Source organism: Micromonospora sp. WMMD987, from assembly GCF_029581435.1.
Taxonomy (GTDB): domain Bacteria; phylum Actinomycetota; class Actinomycetes; order Mycobacteriales; family Micromonosporaceae; genus Micromonospora; species Micromonospora rifamycinica.
The window spans coordinates 3710208-3727946 of sequence record NZ_CP120861.1 but is presented as its reverse complement, the minus strand read 5'-3'; the positions used below and the strand labels follow the sequence as shown (position 1 = coordinate 3727946).

The window sequence follows — 17739 nt, the reverse complement described above, 5'->3', positions numbered from 1 at the left end:
CCGGACGAGGGGAGTCGACGATGACCGCAGTGGCGGACGCCACCGGCCGGTGGACGCGGTGAGCACGGCACTGACCGGCCCGGCCGTGCAGGACCTGTACCGGCTGCGCCGGGACGCGGAGCTGGTGCTCGACGAGGACGGCGCGGCCACCCTGCGCCAGGGGCGGTTCCGGCTGCGGCTGGAGCAGCCGGGGATGAGCCGGCGGGCGCTGCTGCTGCGGCTGGGCGCCGGATGGGTCAGCGACGTCGAGGTGGGCAGGCTGGTCAGCAGCCTGGAGGGGGAGACCCGGGTGCTTCCCGCGCAACTGCTGCTGCGCCGGCTGCTGAGCCACTCGTGGGTGGAGCGTCGGGCCCAGGTGGCCGACCGGCCGTTGCTGGAGCTGCTACCGACCGGGTTGGGCCGGGGCAGCCTGCCGGAGACCCGCCGGCACGTCCCCGGGGTCTGCTACCGGTTGTCCCGGTTCGCCGCCCTGCAACACGAGCGCGGCATGCTGGTCGCCACGTCGCCGCTGAGCACCCTCGCCGTCGGCTGCGTCGACGTGGCGCTCGGCGCGCTGCTGGCCGCGGCGGTGCAGGGCGTCGGCCCGGAGACGGTGGCCCGGTCCCTGGCGGTGCCCCCGGAGGTCGCCGGCCGGGTCCTCGACGAGCTGGTCACCGCGCGGATCCTGGTCACCGCCGCCGAGTTCGACGCCGAGGTCGGGGACGCGCCGCTGGCCTACTGGTCGCCGGAGGAGCTGCGGCTGCACCACCGCTCCCGGGTGGGCCGGCACACGCTGCCGGTCGGCGGCACCTACCGGCTACGGGACCGGTTCCCGCCGCAGCCGCTGCCGCGTCCCTACGACGGCGGGCGGACGATCGAGCTGCCCCTGCCGGACCTGGCCACCATCGCCAAGGCGGACCCGTCGTTCAGCCAGGTCGTCGCGGCCCGGCACAGCGTGCGCCGGCACGACGACGCGGCCCCGCCCACCCTCGACCGGCTGGCCGAGTTCCTGCACCGGGTCCAGCACGGCACGCTGGTCGGGGAGTCCGGCGGACAGCAGGTGGGCCACCGCCCCTACCCGGGCGGCGGCGGGATCTACGAGCTGGAGCTGTATCCGCTGGTACGCCGGTGCGCCGACCTCGATCCGGGGCTCTACCACTACGACTCCACCGGCCACCGGTTGGAGTCGGTCGCCGGGTGGGCTCCGGCCGCCGACCGGCTGCTGGGCTACGCCCGCGCGGCCGGCGCGATGGCCGGCCCGCCGCAGGTCGTCCTGGTGGTCACGGCGCGGGTGCAGCGGCTGATGTGGAAGTACGAAGGGATGAGCTACGCCATGATCCTCAAGGACGCCGGGGTGCTGACCCACCAGATGTACCTCGTCGCCACCGCCATGGGGCTCGCCCCGTGCGCCCTCGGTGCCGGCGACTCGCACGCCTTCGCCGAGCTGTCCGGCCTCGACCCGCTGGTCGAACCGAGCGTGGCCGACTTCCTGCTCGGTACGGTCGCGCCCGAGGCGGCCGGGCCGTGAAGTTCCGTCGGCAGGCGTTGCAGCAGCTCGAGGCCCCCGAGCAGCTGGACCGGGCGGTCCGGCTGACCACCGTGCCGAGCTGGTTGGCCACCGCCGCGCTGGTGATCACCGTGGTGGTGGCCGGGGTCTGGTCGGTCCGCACGGTGGTGCCGCGTACCGTCGAGGCGGCCGGGGTGCTGATCCACTCCAACGGCATCTCCGCCCTCGACGCGTTGGAGGCCGGTCAGGTCACCAAGGTCTGGGCGGCCCCGCACCAGCGGGTCACGAAGGGCACCCCGCTCTACAGCCTGCGGACCGTCGCCGGCAAGATCCTGGTGGAGACCGCGCCGGGCGACGCGTACGTGGTGTCCTGGCTGGTGTCCGAGGGGGAGATCGTCACCCCCGGCAGCCACCTGGCCGACCTGGAACGCCTCGACACCGCCGGGGACGCGTTGCAGGCCGTCGTCTACGCCCCCGCGGTCGCCGCGCCGCTGCTGCAACCGGGCGTCCCCGTCGAGGTGGCCGCCGCCGCCGCGCCGCGCAACGTGTTCGGCACCTTGGCCGGCCGGGTACTCACCGTCGGCGCGTTCCCGGAGACCGAGGCGTCGCTGCGGGCCTTCCTCGGCACCGGTCAGGACGTCCGGCGGTTGCTGGCCAACGGCAGCGTGGTACGGGTGACCGTGGCCCTGGAGCCCGATCCGGCCGCCCCCGGCGGACTGCGCTGGACCAAGGCGCCGCCACCGTTCCAGCTCAACTCGGCCAGCGAGGTCACCGCCTGGTTCACCGTGGCCCGGGAACACCCGATCGACTGGTTGCTGCGGCGATGAGCGCGCCGACGACCGGGGCGGTCCCGACGCCGCAGCGACCCCGGATCCGCCGTCGACGGATCCGCACCCCCACCCTGATCCAGATGGAGGCGGTGGAGTGTGGGGCCGCCGCGCTGGGTATCCTGCTCGGCCACCACGGCCGGCACGTGCCGTTGGAGGAGCTGCGCCGGGTCTGCGGGGTCAGCCGGGACGGCTCCACCGCCGCCACCGTGCTGCGGGGCGCCCGCCGGTACGGGATGGAGGCCAAGGGCTTCCAGATGGACCTGGCCGGACTGCGCACGGTGGCCCTGCCGGCGGTGCTGTTCTGGCGCTTCGAGCACTTCGTGGTGCTGGAGGGGCTGGGCCGCAAGGTCTGGATCAACGACCCGGCCACCGGACCCCGGGCGGTGGGGTGGGACGAGTTCGACGGCGCCTTCACCGGCATCGTGCTCACCATGCGTCCCGGGCCGCAGTTCCAGCCCGGCGGAACCCGTTACCGGATGGTCCGGGCGTTGGTGGAACGCTGGCGCGGCCCCGGTTCCGCCATCGTGCAGATGCTCCTGCTCGGCCTGCTGATCGCCCTGGTCGGGTTGACCGTCCCGGTGCTGGCCCGGGTCTTCGTCGACCGGGTGCTGCTGCAGGAGGACCAGGCGGCCTTCGCCGGTCTGGTCGCGGCGGTGGCGGTGGCGACCGTGCTGACCTTCCTGGCCAGTTGGTTGCAGCAACGGTTGACCGTCCGCGCGGAGACCGCGTTGGCACTGGCCAGCGCCGCCGGCTTCTTCCGACATCTGCTGCGGTTGCCGCCCACGTTCTTCGACCAACGCCAGGCCGCCGACCTCGGCCAGCGGGTGCGCGGCAACGACGTGGTCGCCGAGGTGCTGACCCGGCGGGCGGCCACCACGGTCGTCGACACCGCCCTGGTGCTGGCGTACGGCGTACTGCTGTGCCAGTACGACCTGGTGCTCGGACTGTGCGCGGTGGTCCTGGCCGGGCTGAACGTCACCGTGCTGCGGGTCGTCGCGGCGACCCGGTCGGTGGCGGTGGCCGGACTGCAGGCCGACCGCAGCAAACTGGTCACCGCCGTCTACACCACGGTGCAGATGATCGAGACGGTGAAGGCCGGTGGCGAGGAGGAACGCGCCGCCGCCCGGTTCGCCGCCCGCAACGCCACCGTCGCCAGCCGCCAGCAACGGCTGGGGGTACCCACCGCGGTGCTCTCCGTCCTGCCCGCGTTCCTGGCCGCGCTGACCACGGCGGTGCTGCTCGGCGTGGGCAGCGACCGGGTGGTGACCGAGGCGATGAGCGTCGGCGTGCTGGTCGGCATGCAGGGGCTGGCCGCCGCGATGAACCGCCCGCTGGGCAACCTCACCGCGTTGGGTGCCCGGGTGCAGGACATGAGCGCCGACCTCAACCGGCTGCGCGACGTGGAGCGGTACCCGCTGCCGGCCGACGACCCGCCGCCGCTGCCGGCGACGCCGCTGGAGGGGCACCTGCGCATCGAGGACGTCACCTTCGGTTACCACCCGTTGGGTAAGCCGTTGCTGACCGGGTTCACCCTCGACCTGCCCCCGGGTGCCCGGGTCGCCCTGGTGGGCCGGTCGGGCAGCGGCAAGTCGACCGTCGGGCGGCTGGTCGCCGGCCTGTACCGGCCGTGGACCGGCCGGGTCACCGTGGACGGCGTCGAACGGACGGCCGTCGACGACGGCCTGTGGGCGGCCACCGTCGCCATGGTCGACCAGGACCAGCGGCTGTTCGAGGGCACCGTCCGGGACAACGTGACCATGTGGGACCTGACCGTGCCGGACGAGGACGTGCACGCCGCCCTCACCGACGCCTGCGTGCACGCCGAGGTGACCGCGCGGGCCGGGGGGCTGGCCAGCGCGGTCCGCGAGGGGGGCCGCAACTTCTCCGGCGGGCAGCGGCAACGGTTGGAGATCGCCCGCGCGCTGGTCCGCAACCCCCGGGTGCTGGTTCTCGACGAGGCGACCAGTGCGCTGGACGCCGAGACCGAGCGCCAGATCGACCTGCACCTGCGCCGACGCGGAGCCACCTGCCTGATCGTCGCGCACCGGCTGTCCACGGTCCGCGACTGCGACCTGATCGTCGTGCTCGACGCGGGCCGGGAGGTGGAACGCGGTACCCACGACGAACTGGTCGCCCGGGGCGGGGCGTACACCCGGCTGGTCCGGGACAACTGACCGAGCGGGTGAGGAGACGACGATGAGCGGTGCGACGCCGGACAGCCCGGCCGGTGGCCTGGTCGGGTTCTGTGGCGACCCGGTACGCCGGACCTGCCGGCTGGACGGGCCGGAGGCCGGCTGGCTGGTCACCGGCGGTGAGGCCGACCTGTTCGCGGTACGACGCCCGGGGCTGCACCCGTCGCGCCGGTTCCACGTGGCCCGGCTGCCCGCCGGTGCGCTGCTGCCGACGTCCACCGCGCTCGGCGCGTGGCAGTTCATCCTGGTGCCGCTGCCCGGCACCGAGCTGCGCGGGCTCGGCGTGCGCGAACTGTCGGTGTTGCATCGGCAGGCCCGCCGGCCACGGGGGCCGGCCGATCCGACCGCGGCGCGGGCACGGGCCGCCGTCGCGCAGCTCGTCGATGCCGTCGACCTGGCGCTGCTCACCCTGGCTGACGCGCTGCGCCCCGGCCAGGCCCCCCGGGAGGCGTCCACTCTGCCCGCCCGGGAGATCGTCTCGCTGGCGCAGGGCAGCGCGCTGACCGCCAACGGCGGCGTCTGGTGGCTGCGCTGTGCCGGTGGCCACCTGCGCCGCAACGACGGCGGTCCCGGCGAGACCGCCGGGGGACAGGAGCTGCTGCTGTTCGCCGGCCGGGACTGGGTGGTGGCCGACTCGCCGTGCGTGGTGGAGAGCCAGTCCAGCGCCGACCTGCTCGCCGCCGGTCAGCTCCGGACGGCGGCGGACCAGCACCTGGCCGGACTACTGCGGACGGTGGAGGCGCGCGTCGCCGACGCCGACGCCGCGCTGCTGGTCGCCGTCGAGCGCCGCCGCCGGGCCGACGCCGCCGTGCTGGCCGCGGCGGCCCGTCGGGCGATCGGGGTGATCGGCGCCGGTGAGGCGGTGGCCGTGCCGGAGCGGGCCACCGAGTTCGACCTGTTCGGGCCAGCGGCGGCGGTGCTGCGGGCGGTCACCGCCGGGTGGGACGTCACCGTCGAGGAACCGACCGACCGCAGCCGCACCCCGGACGGCGAGCGGGCCGCCGTGCACGCCGTCGCCCGCGCCTCCGGCCTGTTCCTGCGGGACGTCCGGCTGCCCGAACGGTGGTGGCGGCGCGACCTGGGGCCGCTGATCGGCTGGCGCGACGGCGACGACGGCGGCCCGCCGGTGGTCGTGCCGATGGTGTTCCGCCGGGGCCACTACCACCGGGTGGATCCGGAGACCCGGGTGCACCGCCGGGTCTCCCCGGCCTTCGCCGCCGACCTGGCCGCCGCGGCCACCCAGGTCCAGGCCCCGCTGCCGCACGTCGCCGCACTGCGGCACCTGTTGCGCGCCGGCCTGGTCGGCGCGGCCCACGACGTGCGCACCCTGCTGCTGACCGCCGGCGGCGTGGCGGTGCTCGGCCTCGGTGTGCCGCTGGCCACCGGCGCGGTGCTCGGCCAGTTGGCCCGGCGCGGCGAGGTCGAGGGCCTGTCCGGGTTCCTGGTCCTGATGCTCAGCGCGGCCGTGGTGGCCGGCCTGCTCGGCGTGGCGCAGAACCTGCTGCTGCTGCGGCTGGACGGCCGGATGCAGTCCGGCGTGCAACTGGCCCTGTGGGACCGGCTGATGCGGTTGCCGGCCCGCTTCTTCAGCCGGCGCAGCAGCGGCGAGATCGCCAACTCGATGCTCGGCGTCGCCTTCGTCGGCGAGGCGCTCAGCGCCCTGCTGCCACAGCTGGTCACCGCGGCGGCGACCGTGCTGGTGACCACCGCCATGCTGCTGGTCGTGCAGCCGGTGCTCGGCCTGTGGGGGTTGGGCGTGGTCGGGGTCTGCGTGCTGGCGTTCACCGTGTTCACGCTGCTCGTCCTGCGGCGGCAGCGGGCCGCGTTGGCCGCCGAGCACCGGGCGGCGGCGATGACCAACCAGCTGCTCGGCGGCATCGTCAAGCTCAAGCTCGCCGCCGCGGAGTCCCGCGCGCACGCCCGGTGGTCCGAGCTGGCGGCCACCGCCCGGGCGGCGCTGCAACGCGTCCGGCAGAGCCAGGCCGGGCTGATCGCCTTCGCCACCGTGCTCCCGGTCGCCGGGCAACTGGTGCTCTTCGCCGTCCTGATGGGACCGCTGGCGGGGCAGGTGTCGCCGACCGACTTCTTCGTCCTCAACGTCGGGTTCGCGATGCTGCTCGGCGCGCTGCTGGTGCTGGTCTCCGCCGGGGTCGAGGTGGTCGCCGCGGTGCCCCGGCTGGGCAGCCTGCGTGACATCCTGGCGGCCGAGCCGGAGGCCCGGCCGGACCGGGTGGATCCGGGGGAGTTGCGTGGCGGGATCAGCCTGCACCGGCTCACCTTCGCCTACCAGCCCGACGACCCGCCGGTGCTGGTCGACGTCGACCTGCAGATCCGGCCCGGCGAGTTCGTCGCGGTGGTGGGGCCGAGCGGCTGTGGCAAGTCCACCCTGCTGCGCCTGCTGCTCGGTTTCGAACGCCCCCAGCAGGGTGCCGTGCTCTACGACGGGCAGGACCTGTCCGAACTGGACGCCCAGGCCGTCCGCCGGCAGTGCGGGGTGGTCCTGCAGGACGGTCAGCTCTTCGCCGGTTCGGTCCGCGACAACATCTGCGGCGCCGGCGGGTACACCCTGGACGAGGTCTGGGAGGCGGCCCGGATGGCGGGGCTCGCCGACGACCTGGAGGCGCTGCCGATGGGGATGAGCACGATGGTGCCGTTCGGTGGCGGCACCCTCTCGGTCGGGCAGCGGCAGCGGGTGCTGATCGCCCGTGCGGTGGCCCCCCGGCCCCGGATCCTCTTTTTCGACGAGGCGACCAGCGCGTTGGACAACCGTACCCAGGAGGTGGTGACCCGGAGCACGGCGACGCTGGCGGCCACCCGGCTGGTGATCGCCCACCGGCTGTCCACGGTCCGCGACGCGGACGTCATCGTGGTGCTCGACCGGGGGCGCATCGTGCAGCGGGGCAGTTACGACGAACTGATGGAACAGCCGGACGGGTTGTTCCACCGGCTGGCCCGGCGGCAGCTGCTCGACGAGCCCGGGGGCCGGTCCCCGGCGGACGACGCCCGGTCGCCGGGCCAGCCGTCGGGGGACCAGCCGTCGCCTGACGGTCAGCCGTTGTCGACGGGGCTGCCGTCCTCCACGGACAGCTCCGCGCCGAGGTGATTCTCCAGCAGGTCGGCGACGTGCGCCTCGGCCTGGTTCTCCACCGCCAGGCGGAACGCCTCGGTGAGCACGTTGACCACCCCCTGGGTCAGTAGGATCGTCTCCCGGTCGACGTCCGCCCAGGACGGTCGGGAGCCGCCGCCCAGTTCGGGGGCGAGGGTCAGCATCCGGGCGGTGACGGCCGCGACCAGCTCGTCGGCGAGCGGCCGGACGCTGTCGAGCACCTCGCTGAGCGCCTGCAGGGCCGGCACCGTGCCCATCCGTACCCGGTGCAGGTCCAGTGCGGCCCGCAGCGGCCGGGGCCGCACCGTGCGCACCGTCCCGTCCGGGGCCCGTCCGATCACCCCGTGCCGGGTCAGCGCGTGGGTCAGCGCGGGGCGCTCGGTGGCCAGCCGTTGCAGCATCGCGGTCAGCCCGTCGGGGGCCTCGTCGCTGGCCCGCACCCCGAGCATCGCCTCGATGGAGACCAGGTTGAAGCCCTGCCGTTGCAGGGTCAGGATGGCGTCGAGGCGGCGGACGTGGGAGTCGTCGTAGAGCGCGACCCGTCCCCGGCGTACCGGCGGGGCGAGCAGCCGGCGGGCCTGGTGTGCCCGGATGTTGCGGGCCGACATCCCTACTTTGCGGGCGAGTTCCTCCACGGTGTAGCCGGCCGGCGCACCGGCGGTCGCCGGCCCGGTCGTCACCCGGTCGATGGTCACGGTGGCCTCCGCAGGCGTCGGGGACGGGGTACGGCGGCCGTCGTCCGGTTGCGGCGGGCGACGGCCTCCCCGGGGCCGAGCGTATGACCGGGCGACCCACCCGGGACAGAAGGGGAACCTCTACTTGCCTTCGGCGGTGGTCAACCATTATCCTCCGTGACCACGCGATCACAGCAATTCCGCATTACCCGAGTTCCGCCGTTTCCCGCCCCATTCGCGGCCACATTCGATGAAATTCCCCCCTGGTCGGTCCCGCCCCGTCTCCGCTGTCCCAGGATGAAGCGGAATGGGGTGGCCCGGGTGGGCCGGGCCGCCTCCCGCCGTCGCCGCGCCGCAGGCGCGAGCCGGCCGTCGAAGGGAGCAGGAACTGTGACACCTGTCGATCGGGCGGTCTTCGTGGCCGCCTACAGCCGGTTGGTCGCCGACGTCTGGGCCGACCCGGAACGGGAGCGGGTGCTGGAGAGCGACCCCCGCACGCTGCTCGCCGAGTACGGCCTCGGGCTGCCCGACGAGGTACTGGTCCGGGTGGTGCGGGACGTCGCCGACGCCGACCCCGACCTGGAGGTGCAGGTCAGCTCCTGGCAGCAGGCGGCGGACACCGGAACCTTCGTGCTCTTCGTGCCGGCGCTGCTGCCGGTGGCCGAGGTGGAACTGGCCGAGGACGAGCTGGACAGCGTGGTGGCCGGGCTGGACTCCAGCTGCGCCTGCTGCTGCCCGTGCTGTTGCACCTGACCGCCGTCGGCTGCCGTGCCGGCGGCGGGCCTGCCACCGATGTCTGCCGCCCGATGTGCGCCATGGCCACTTCTGGTGGCAGCCGACCGGAATCCTTGATAGTCGAGCAGCGATGTTCTTAACGTTCTCGACACAGCAATTAACCGCTATTTCCGCGGCGAACCCGAAGAAAGGTGCGATCGATGAGTAACGAAGAGCAGGAGTTCGGCGCCAGGTTCGTCACCAAATACTCCGAACTGGTCACCGCGGTGTGGCGCAGCGACGAGGAACTCCAGCGGCTGCTCGCCGACCCGACCGGCTACGCCACCGCCGCCGGCCTGCCGGTCAGCCCCGGCGCCACGGTCGAGGTCGACCGGGCGCAGCCCACCACCCTCTACACCAAGGACGAGATCGTCGCCGACTGGTCGGGCACCCCCGGACGCCACGTCCTGCACGTGCCCGAGGTACCGCTGGTCGACCTCAACGAGCTGACCGAGGCCGAGCTGGAGACGGTGGCCGGCGGCGTCCAGGCCCCGGCCGACAACAACGTCAACATCGTCGCCGTCCTCATCCTCTAGATTCGTACCCCGCCGGGAGCCTTGATGCCCACCACCGAGACCATCGCCTTCCGCGCCGGCACCTACCGGACGGCCACCGTCGAGCAGACCTGGCACCGCGTCTCCGCGCTGCTCGACCGGTTCCGCATCACCCGGGTCGCCGACATCACCCGCCTCGACGAGATCGGCCTGCCGGTGCACGTGGCCTACCGGCCGGTCGGGGCGACCATGGCGGTCAGCGTCGGCACCGGCGCCACGCCGATGCAGTCGCAGGTCAGCGCGGTCATGGAGAGCATCGAGTCCTGGCACGCCGAGAACCTCCGGCTGGGGACCGTCACCCGGTCCCCGGCCGAGGGGCTCGACCTGCCGTACGACGTGCGGTGGCTGCACCTGGCGGAACGCTCACCTCTCACCCCGGCCGTGGTGCTCGACTGGGTGGCCGGCCGGGGGCTGGTCACCGGCACCCCCTGCCTGGTGCCCCGGGCCACCATCGAGCTGGACTTCACCGTCCGCAGGGGCTGGGCGCGCGCCCTGTTCAACCCCAGCAGCAACGGCCTGGCCACCGGCAACACCTTCGCCGAGGCGAGCCTGCACGCCCTGCTGGAGGTGGTCGAGCGGGACTGCATCGCCCCGTACTGCACCTCGGCGCTGGCCGACCGGACCTACACCGACCCGGGCACCGCCACCAACCCGATGACCCGCAGGGTGCACCAGGCGCTGCTGCGGGCCGGCTGCTGGGTGGAGGTCTGCGACATCACCAACAGCATCGGCGTGCCCTGCTACGCCGCCTCGGTCTGGTCGCCCGACCTGCCGGTCACCTTCGGTGGCTTCGGCTGCCACGTCGACCCGGAGATCGCCGTCGGCCGGGCCATGTCCGAGGCCGCCCAGTCCCGGCTGGTGATGGTCTCCGGCGCCCGGGACGACATCGACGCCGCCGCCTACCACGACGTGGGCGGCCCGCCGGTACGACCGCCCACCGTCGACCGTCCCGCCGGTCCGGTCCGGGCCGACCCGCCGCCCACCGGCACCGTCACCGACGTGCTGTGCGAACTGGCCCTGCGGGTGCAGCGCAGCACCGGCGTCGAACCGTTCGCGGTCGACCTGACCCACGACGACATCGGCATCGCGGTGAGCAAGGTCTTCGCGCCCGGCCTACGGATGTTCGACGAGCGGGCGCTGAGCACCCGACCGGGGGTGCCGGCGTGACCGACATCGTCTTCATCGGCCCCAGCCTCCCGGCCGGGGACGTCGGGCGGCTGCTGCCCGACGCCCGGATCCGTCCGCCGGTGGCCCACGGCGACCTGCTCCGGCTCGACGTCGGCCCCGGCGACCGCGTCCTGATCATCGACGGGTTCTTCCTCCAGCATCCACCGGTGCGGCACCGGGAGATCCTCGACCTGCTCGCCCGGGGCGTCACCGTCGCCGGAGCGGCCAGCATGGGGGCGTTGCGGGCCGCCGAGCTGTGGCAGTTCGGGATGCGTGGCGTCGGCGACGTGTTCCGGCTCTACCGCGACGGGGTGGTCACCGGCGACGACGAGGTGGCGGTGGTGCACGGTCCCGCCGAGGACGGCCACCGCATCCTGAGCGAGCCCCTGGTCAACGTGCGGATCGCGCTGCGCCGGGCGGTGGCCGCCGGGGTGCTCGACGACGCCGGGTCGACCCGGCTGCGGCAGCTCTGCGCCGAACTGCCCTTCCGGCGTCGCTCCTACCGGGCACTGGAACGCACCGCGCCACCGGACGCCGCCGCGCTCGTCGACCGCTTCCTCACCTGGCACCGCCGTGACCCGTGGGACGCCAAGGGCGCCGACGCCCGGCTGCTGCTGTCGATGGCCGCGGCCGACGACCCCGAGCTGCGCCCGGCCGGTCCGGACGACCAACCGATCGACAACCTGCGCACCCGGTTCCTGGACAGCTGGCGGTCCCGGCACGCCGGCGTCGCCGTCGGCGGGCACTGGGTCAGCGACCGGGACGTGGCGGCGGTGCTGATGCTGCTGCACCCCGAGTCGCCGAGCCGGCACCGGCGCAGCGTCCTGGCCGGGGTGGCCGGGTGCGACCCCGCCGACCCGGACGTCGAGGACCGCGCCGTCGAGGTGGCCCGGGAGCAGGGGCTGTCCGCCGGCGGTCCGACCGGTCAGGACTGGCTCACCGACGCCGAACGGGAACTCGACGCCCGGGAGGCGGTGCTGCGGCTGCTGGTGCGGGCCTTCGGCACCACCCCGTACCGCAGCCTGGCCTGGTGGATGGTGGCCGAACCGCTGCGCCGGCCCGCGCTGCGGGCCGCCGCCCGGCAGGTCGCCGCCACGGCGATGTCGCTCAACGAGACGCTGCTGCCGCGCACGACCGGCGGGCGGCGTCCCGGCGGCCGGCTGCACTTCCGCACCGAGGTGATCGACGGCTGCTTCGCCGCGCTGTGGGGCTGCCCGTCCGACGCGCTGGCCGCGGCGGCCTGGGACCGGGGCTTCGTCGACCTGGAGTCGTTCCGGTACGCCGCCGAGCCACTGGTCGGGTACCTGCGGGCGTTCGGCCCGCCCCGGCTGCCGGCGGTGCCCGGCGGGCCGCCGCCCACACACGACGGATTGGTCAACGACGAGTCCCGGGCCGGTACGCCGGTCCGGGCGGGCTGAGGAGGATCCGATGGGCGGCACGGTGAAGACGGCGCTGATCTATCCCCCGCTGACCGACCCCACCTCGGGGTACCACTCGCTGAACTACCTCGATTCCTACGCCCGCGCCCAGGGGCACCGGGCGGCGGACATCATCGACGCTAACATCGAGGCGTTCCACCACTCCTACACCCCCTCGGCGTACGAGTGGCTGCGCCGGGAGCTGGCCCGGCCGCCGGTGACCGACCTGACCGGACCGGACGCGTTGATGGCCCGGGCCAACCGGTTGGGCCTGCCCGAGCCGGACCCGCAGCGGCTGCGCCGGTCGATCGGGGTGCTCCAGGATCCGGTGCTGTTCTACGACTACCGGCACTACCAGGAGGCGGTCGAGGGCGTCATCTCCTGGATGGACGCCCTCGGCGCGGTCGGTTTCCCGGGGCAGTTCCGGGCCGGGTTCCGGTTGCAGGCGCCGCCGGCGGTCTCCATCGGCTCGGTGGCCGCGCTCACCGACGAGGCGACGCTGGCCCGGCTCAACAAGCCCTTCCAGCCGTACTACGAGGACGTGCTGATCCCGCGACTGGCCGCGGGCGGGTACGACGTGATCGGCATCAGCGCCACCTACCAGTGGCAGCTCCCGTTCACCCTCTGGCTGGCCCGGCTGATCCGACAGGCCTGCCCGGACGCGTTCGTGATCACCGGCGGCACCGAGATCTCCGACGTGTGGAAGTGCGCCAGCCGTCCCGAGCAGGTCTTCCAGGTGCTCGGCGACTTCGACGCGATCGTCGTCGGCGAGGGGGAGAGCGCCTACACCGAGATCCTCGACGCGGTGGCCACCGGCACCCTGCCGGCCGGGCACCCCAACGTGCGGCTGCACCCGAAGTACGGTCGGCAGCGGCAGCTCCCGCTGCGCTACGAGCGGCTCGGCACCATCCCGGTGCCGGACTTCTCCGGCCTGCCCTGGGACCTCTACCTGAGCCCGGAGAAGTTCGTCTACTACTCGCCCACCCGGGGCTGCTACTGGAACAAGTGCACCTTCTGCGACTACGGCCTGAACACCGACGGTCCGACCAGCCCCTGGCGGCAGGACACCGCCGACACCATGATCGCCGACGTGACGGAGCTGGCGAAGTTCGCCAAGTTCATCTACTTCTCGGTGGACGTGCTGGCCCCCGCGACGATCCTGCGCTTCGCCGAGAAGGTCGTCGAGCGGGGGCTCGACTTCCGCTGGGGGGCCGAGATCCGGCTGGAGAAGTACTGGTCGGAGGAGCGGTGCGAGCTGCTGCGGCGCAGTGGCTGCGTGGCCGTCTCGGTCGGTTTCGAGTCGGGCAACCAGCGCATCCTCGACCTGATCGACAAGGGCACCCGCCCGGAGCAGGTCCGCCGGACGATGACCGCGATGACCAAGGCCAACATCGGGGTGCAGATGATGGGCTTCACCGGGTTCCCCACCGAGACCCGGGAGGAGGCCCTGGACAGCATCGGCTTCCTGCGCGACAACCCCGACCTGTGGACCCTCGGCGGACTCGGCGACTTCATGCTCACCCCGGGCGCGATCGTCGCCAAGGAGCCCGAGCGCTTCGGCATCAGCAACGTCCGCCCGGTGGAGGGGTCCGACATCGTCCGGGTGCTGCGCTACGACGAGCCGGTCACCGAGGCCGCGCACGACGAGGTGATGCGGGCGAAGTCCACGCTGAACCCCGGTCATTACCACCGGCCCTGGCTGGGCAGCACCGACACCCCGCACTCGTTCTTCTACCACGACCGGTACGGCACCGACGTGCGCGGCGTGCTCGCCCACGACCGGGTCCGCCAGCACGACGACGACCGCACCGAGTTCGTCGCCAACGGCGTCTTCGTCGACCGCGCCGACGAGCAGGCCTGGGAGGCGTACCGCAGGATGCGGGCGGAGGAGCAGGAGGGCACCCCCGGCGCGCTGCTGCCGGTCGACCGGCACCTGTTCCGCCGGGCCGACGGGCAGGTCTTCGCGCTCAACCGCAGCAGCCGGCTCTTCCTGGACCTGTTCACCGCCCCGCTCACCCTGGCCGAGGCGCAGCACCGGCTCTGGGTGGTCGAACCGACGGTCGCCGACCGGGTGTGGCGCACCTTCATCGGTCAGCGGCTGCTGCGCCGGCACGCCCTGCCGGGGACCGTCCCGGCCACCGGCTGACCGCCCGACCGGCCTGACCGGCCACGCCGCGCGGGGCGGCCGGTCAGGCGGTCCGGGGCGGCGCGGTGAACGGCAGCAGCACCCGGAACACGGTCGCCCCCGGGACGCTGTCCACCCGGATGTCGCCGTGGTGCTTGTTGACCACGATCCGGTACGAGATGTCCAGCCCCAGCCCGGTGCCCTCGCCGACCGCCTTGGTGGTGAAGAACGGTTCGAAGATGCGCGGCCGGACCGCCTCGGGAATGCCCGGTCCGGTGTCGGCGACCTCGACCGCGAGCAGGTCGCCGGCCCGCGAGGTGCGCAGCGTCAGGGTGCCGGTCGCCCCCATCGCCGACAGCGCGTTGTCGATCAGGTTCGTCCACACCTGGTTCAGCTCGGCCGCGTACGCCGGGAGGGGCGGCAGGCCGCGGTCGTACTCCCGGACCACCCGCACCCCCGCCGGGACCTTGGCCTTGAACATCACCAGCGTGGCGTCGAGCAGGTCGTGCACGTCGACCACCTGGTGCGGGGCGCGGTCCAGTTGCGAGTACTGCTTGGCCGCGCCGACCAGGGTGGAGATCCGGGTCACCGCGTCGTCGATCTCGGCCATCAGCTGCTCGGTGTCCAGGGTGTACGACAGCCACCGCACCGCCGACTCCAGGTCCTGCGGGCCGACCACCTCGCGGACCTGCTCCAGCCAGGCGACGTCCAGCCCGGCGGCGACCAGCGTCGGCGCCAGGTCCCAGCCGGCGGTGACCCGCTGGTCGTCCAGCCAGTCGGCCAGTTCGTCCTCGGCGTCGCTGGCGGCCATCGCGGACAGCTGCGGCGCGCGGGCGGCCCGCTTCACCGCCTCCTCCTGCAACTCCACCAGGGTGTGCAGCCGGCTGCCGTCGAGCCGGCCGTCGGCGATCATCGCCAGCTTGTGCCGCATCCCGGCGACCCGGTCGCGCAGCGCGGAGGTGGCCCGTACCGCCGCGCCGGCCGGGTTGTTCAGCTCGTGGGTCAGACCGGCGGACAGCGACCCCAGGGCGAGCAGGCGCTCCCGCTCGCCGACGATGGTCTGGGTGTCGCGCATCCCGACGAACAGCCCCTCCAGCAGGTGCATGGCCATCGGGAACCAGGTCCGCACCGCGTGGGCGAACGTCTCGGCGGGCAGCACCAGGAACGCGGCGTCGGTGACCGCCCGCAGGGTGTTCAGGTACACCTGGTCGGCCTGCCCGCCCAGGTACGCCTGGGTGGCCCCGCCGTACACCCCGCGCTGGTCGGTGCGGGTGATCTCCAGGTCGTCGCCGCGCACCCGCCGGCTCATCGACACCGTGCCGGACAGCAGGGTGAAGAAGCAGGTCGCCTCCTCGCCCTCGGCGTAGACCACGGTGCCGGCGGCCCGCTGCTCGACCCGACCGTGCTCGGCCAGCCAGTCGAGCTGCGCCGGGTCGAGGGCGGCGAACAGGAACAGTTCGCGGAGCTGGTCCGGGGTGAGTCGTTCGTCGGCGTCGGTCACTGTGCCTCCAGGTAGCGGTGTACCAGCGAGACGGCCATCGCGCCCTCACCGACCGCCGAGGCGACCCGCTTGACCGACGAGGCCCGCACGTCACCGGCGGCGAACACCCCCGGCAGGCTCGACTCCAGGTGGTACGGGTCACGGGCCAGGGTCCACCCGGGCGGCCGCCGGCCGCCCGCGGTCAGGTCGGGGCCGGCGACGATGAAGCCCCGCTCGTCGCGGGCCAGCACCCCGTCCAGCCAGTCGGTACGCGGTGCCGCGCCGATGAAGATGAACAGCCAGGAGGCGTCCACGTCGCGGACCTCGCCGGTACGGGAGTCGCGCAGCCGCAGCCGTTCCAGGTGCCCGTCACCCTCGCCGCCGACCACCTCGGTGTGCGGGTGCACCACGATCCGGTCGTTGCGGTCGAGCTGCTGGATCAGGTACGACGACATCGACGCGGTCAGGTCGGCGCCCCGGATGAGCAGGTGCACCCGGCTGGCGTACCGGGAGAAGTGCACCGCGGCCTGACCGGCGGAGTTGGCCCCGCCGACGATCCAGACGTCCTGGTCGACGCAGCTCGGCGCCTCGGTCGCGGCCGCGCCGTAGAACACCCCCCGACCGGTCAGGTCGGCCAGGCCCGGCGCGTCGAGCACCCGGTAGGACACCCCGGTGGCCAGCACCACCGTGTGCGCGGCGATGGTGCTGCCGTCACCGAAGTGCAGCAGCCGGGCCGTCCCGGCGCTCTCCAGCCCCACCACCTCGCGGGTGCTGAGCAGTTCCGCGCCGAACTTGAGCGCCTGCCGGCGGGCGCGGTCGGTGAGCTGGGCGCCGGACACCCCGTCGGGGAAGCCGAGGTAGTTCTCGATCCGGCTGCTCTGCCCGGCCTGGCCGCCGGTGGCCTGCCGCTCCACCAGCACGGTGCGCAGCCCTTCGGAGGCCCCGTACACGGCCGCGCCGAGCCCGGCCGGCCCGCCGCCGACCACCACCAGGTCGTAGAAGTCGGCGGACGGCGCGACGGTGAGCCCGGCCACCGCGGCCAGTTCCGTCTCGGTGGGGGCCACCAGCGCCTTGCCGTCCGGGGTGACCACCAGCGGCACGTCGGTGGCGTCGGCCCCGGCGGCGGCGAGCAGCCGGCCGCCCTCCGGGTCGTCGGTGAGCAGCCAGCGGTACGGCACCAGGTTGCGGGCGAGGAAGTCCCGGACCGCGAACGACGGCGCGGACCAGCGGTGCCCGACCACCCGGATCTCGTCGCTGGTCGGGTCGGGGCTGGCCGCCCAGGCCTCGAGCAGGGTGTCCACCACCGGGTAGAGCTTCTCCTCGGGCGGGTGCCACGGCTTGAGCAGGTAGTGGTCGAGGTCGACCACGTTGATCGCGTCGATCGCCGCCTCGGTGTCGGCGTAGGCGGTCAACAGCACCCGGCGGGCGGCGGGGAAGAGGTCCATCGCGGCCTCCAGGAACTGGATGCCGTTCATCTCGGGCATCCGGTAGTCGGCCAGCAGCACCGCCACCCGTTCGCCGCGCAGTTTGATCTCCCGCAGCGCCGCCAGGCCGCCGGGGCCGGAGTCGGCCCGGACCACCCGGTACCGGTCGCCGTACCGGCGGCGGATGTCCCGGGCCACCGCCCGGGAGACGGCGGGGTCGTCGTCGATGGTGAGGATCACCGGCTGTGCCATGGTGCCCATGTAAGCACAGCGTCCCGGGCGGCCGTCCGGGCCGCCGAGGGGCGGTGGGGCGCATTGTCCGTTGGTTTTCCCCGGGGCACGGCCTATGGTGGCCGCATGTCCCCGGCCGTCCGACCGCTGCCGCCGACCGCCACCGGTTCTCCGGTGGCGGTGGTCGTGGTCGGCCGGTGCCGGTCGGTGCTGCCCGGTGCCGCGCGGCCCGTCGTGGTGCCCGCCCCGGGGCGGCCGAGCCCGATCCCCGCCGGCCG

General features: G+C 73.9%; 12 protein-coding genes. 9 read left to right on the top strand and 3 right to left on the bottom strand.

The features are described from left to right. Window positions 1-58: 58 nt before the first annotated feature. From O7612_RS15750 to O7612_RS15735, 4 genes are read left to right on the top strand one after another with little or no spacing between them, the layout of a single operon-like run. Window positions 59-1507 carry a SagB family peptide dehydrogenase gene (locus O7612_RS15750; protein WP_282265164.1) on the top strand — a complete coding sequence of 483 codons (1449 nt, stop codon included), beginning with the start codon at window positions 59-61 and terminating at the stop codon, window positions 1505-1507. Further along, window positions 1504-2313: a hypothetical protein gene (locus O7612_RS15745; RefSeq protein WP_282265163.1), complete on the top strand. Its 810-nt coding sequence runs from the start codon at window positions 1504-1506 to the stop codon at window positions 2311-2313. Before O7612_RS15750 ends, O7612_RS15745 begins: the two co-directional genes overlap by 4 nt. Then, window positions 2310-4490 carry an NHLP family bacteriocin export ABC transporter peptidase/permease/ATPase subunit gene (locus O7612_RS15740; protein WP_282265162.1) on the top strand — a complete coding sequence of 727 codons (2181 nt, stop codon included), beginning with the start codon at window positions 2310-2312 and terminating at the stop codon, window positions 4488-4490. The genes O7612_RS15745 and O7612_RS15740 overlap by 4 nt, the downstream gene beginning before the upstream one ends. Before the next feature lie 22 nt (window positions 4491-4512). Then, window positions 4513-7611: an ATP-binding cassette domain-containing protein gene (locus tag O7612_RS15735; RefSeq protein ID WP_282265161.1), complete on the top strand. Its 3099-nt coding sequence runs from the start codon at window positions 4513-4515 to the stop codon at window positions 7609-7611. On the opposite strand, the gene O7612_RS15730 is transcribed toward O7612_RS15735, so the two are convergent. Continuing rightward, a complete protein-coding gene (locus O7612_RS15730; RefSeq protein ID WP_282265160.1) occupies window positions 7557-8309 on the bottom strand; it encodes a MerR family transcriptional regulator in 753 nt (250 codons plus the stop codon). The genes O7612_RS15735 and O7612_RS15730 overlap by 55 nt on opposite strands. Before the next feature lie 369 nt (window positions 8310-8678). On the opposite strand from O7612_RS15730, the gene O7612_RS15725 reads away from it, so the two are divergent. From O7612_RS15725 to O7612_RS15705, 5 genes are all read left to right on the top strand, one after another. Continuing rightward, complete coding sequence (locus O7612_RS15725) at window positions 8679-9041, top strand: hypothetical protein (RefSeq protein ID WP_282265159.1); 363 nt, start codon at window positions 8679-8681, stop codon at window positions 9039-9041. A 182-nt stretch (window positions 9042-9223) separates the two neighbouring features. Beyond that, a complete protein-coding gene (locus tag O7612_RS15720) occupies window positions 9224-9598 on the top strand; it encodes a hypothetical protein (protein WP_282265158.1) in 375 nt (124 codons plus the stop codon). Window positions 9599-9622: 24 nt separating this feature from the next. Further along, complete coding sequence (locus O7612_RS15715; RefSeq protein WP_282265157.1) at window positions 9623-10783, top strand: YcaO-like family protein; 1161 nt, start codon at window positions 9623-9625, stop codon at window positions 10781-10783. Next, a complete protein-coding gene (locus O7612_RS15710; RefSeq protein WP_282265156.1) occupies window positions 10780-12201 on the top strand; it encodes a TfuA-like protein in 1422 nt (473 codons plus the stop codon). Before O7612_RS15715 ends, O7612_RS15710 begins: the two co-directional genes overlap by 4 nt. A 10-nt stretch (window positions 12202-12211) precedes the next feature. Further along, on the top strand, window positions 12212-14347 hold the full coding sequence (locus tag O7612_RS15705) for a radical SAM protein (protein WP_282265155.1): 2136 nt from the start codon (window positions 12212-12214) through the stop codon (window positions 14345-14347). A gap of 43 nt (window positions 14348-14390) precedes the next feature. On the opposite strand, the gene O7612_RS15700 is transcribed toward O7612_RS15705, so the two are convergent. Both O7612_RS15700 and O7612_RS15695 read right to left on the bottom strand, forming a co-directional pair. Then, window positions 14391-15827 (bottom strand): ATP-binding protein, encoded by a 1437-nt coding sequence (locus O7612_RS15700; protein WP_282265154.1) that lies wholly within the window; start codon window positions 15825-15827, stop codon window positions 14391-14393. Further along, window positions 15824-17482, bottom strand: a complete 1659-nt coding sequence (locus O7612_RS15695) for an FAD-dependent oxidoreductase (protein WP_282265153.1) — start codon at window positions 17480-17482, stop codon at window positions 15824-15826. The genes O7612_RS15700 and O7612_RS15695 overlap by 4 nt, the downstream gene beginning before the upstream one ends. Window positions 17483-17739: the final 257 nt, after the last annotated feature.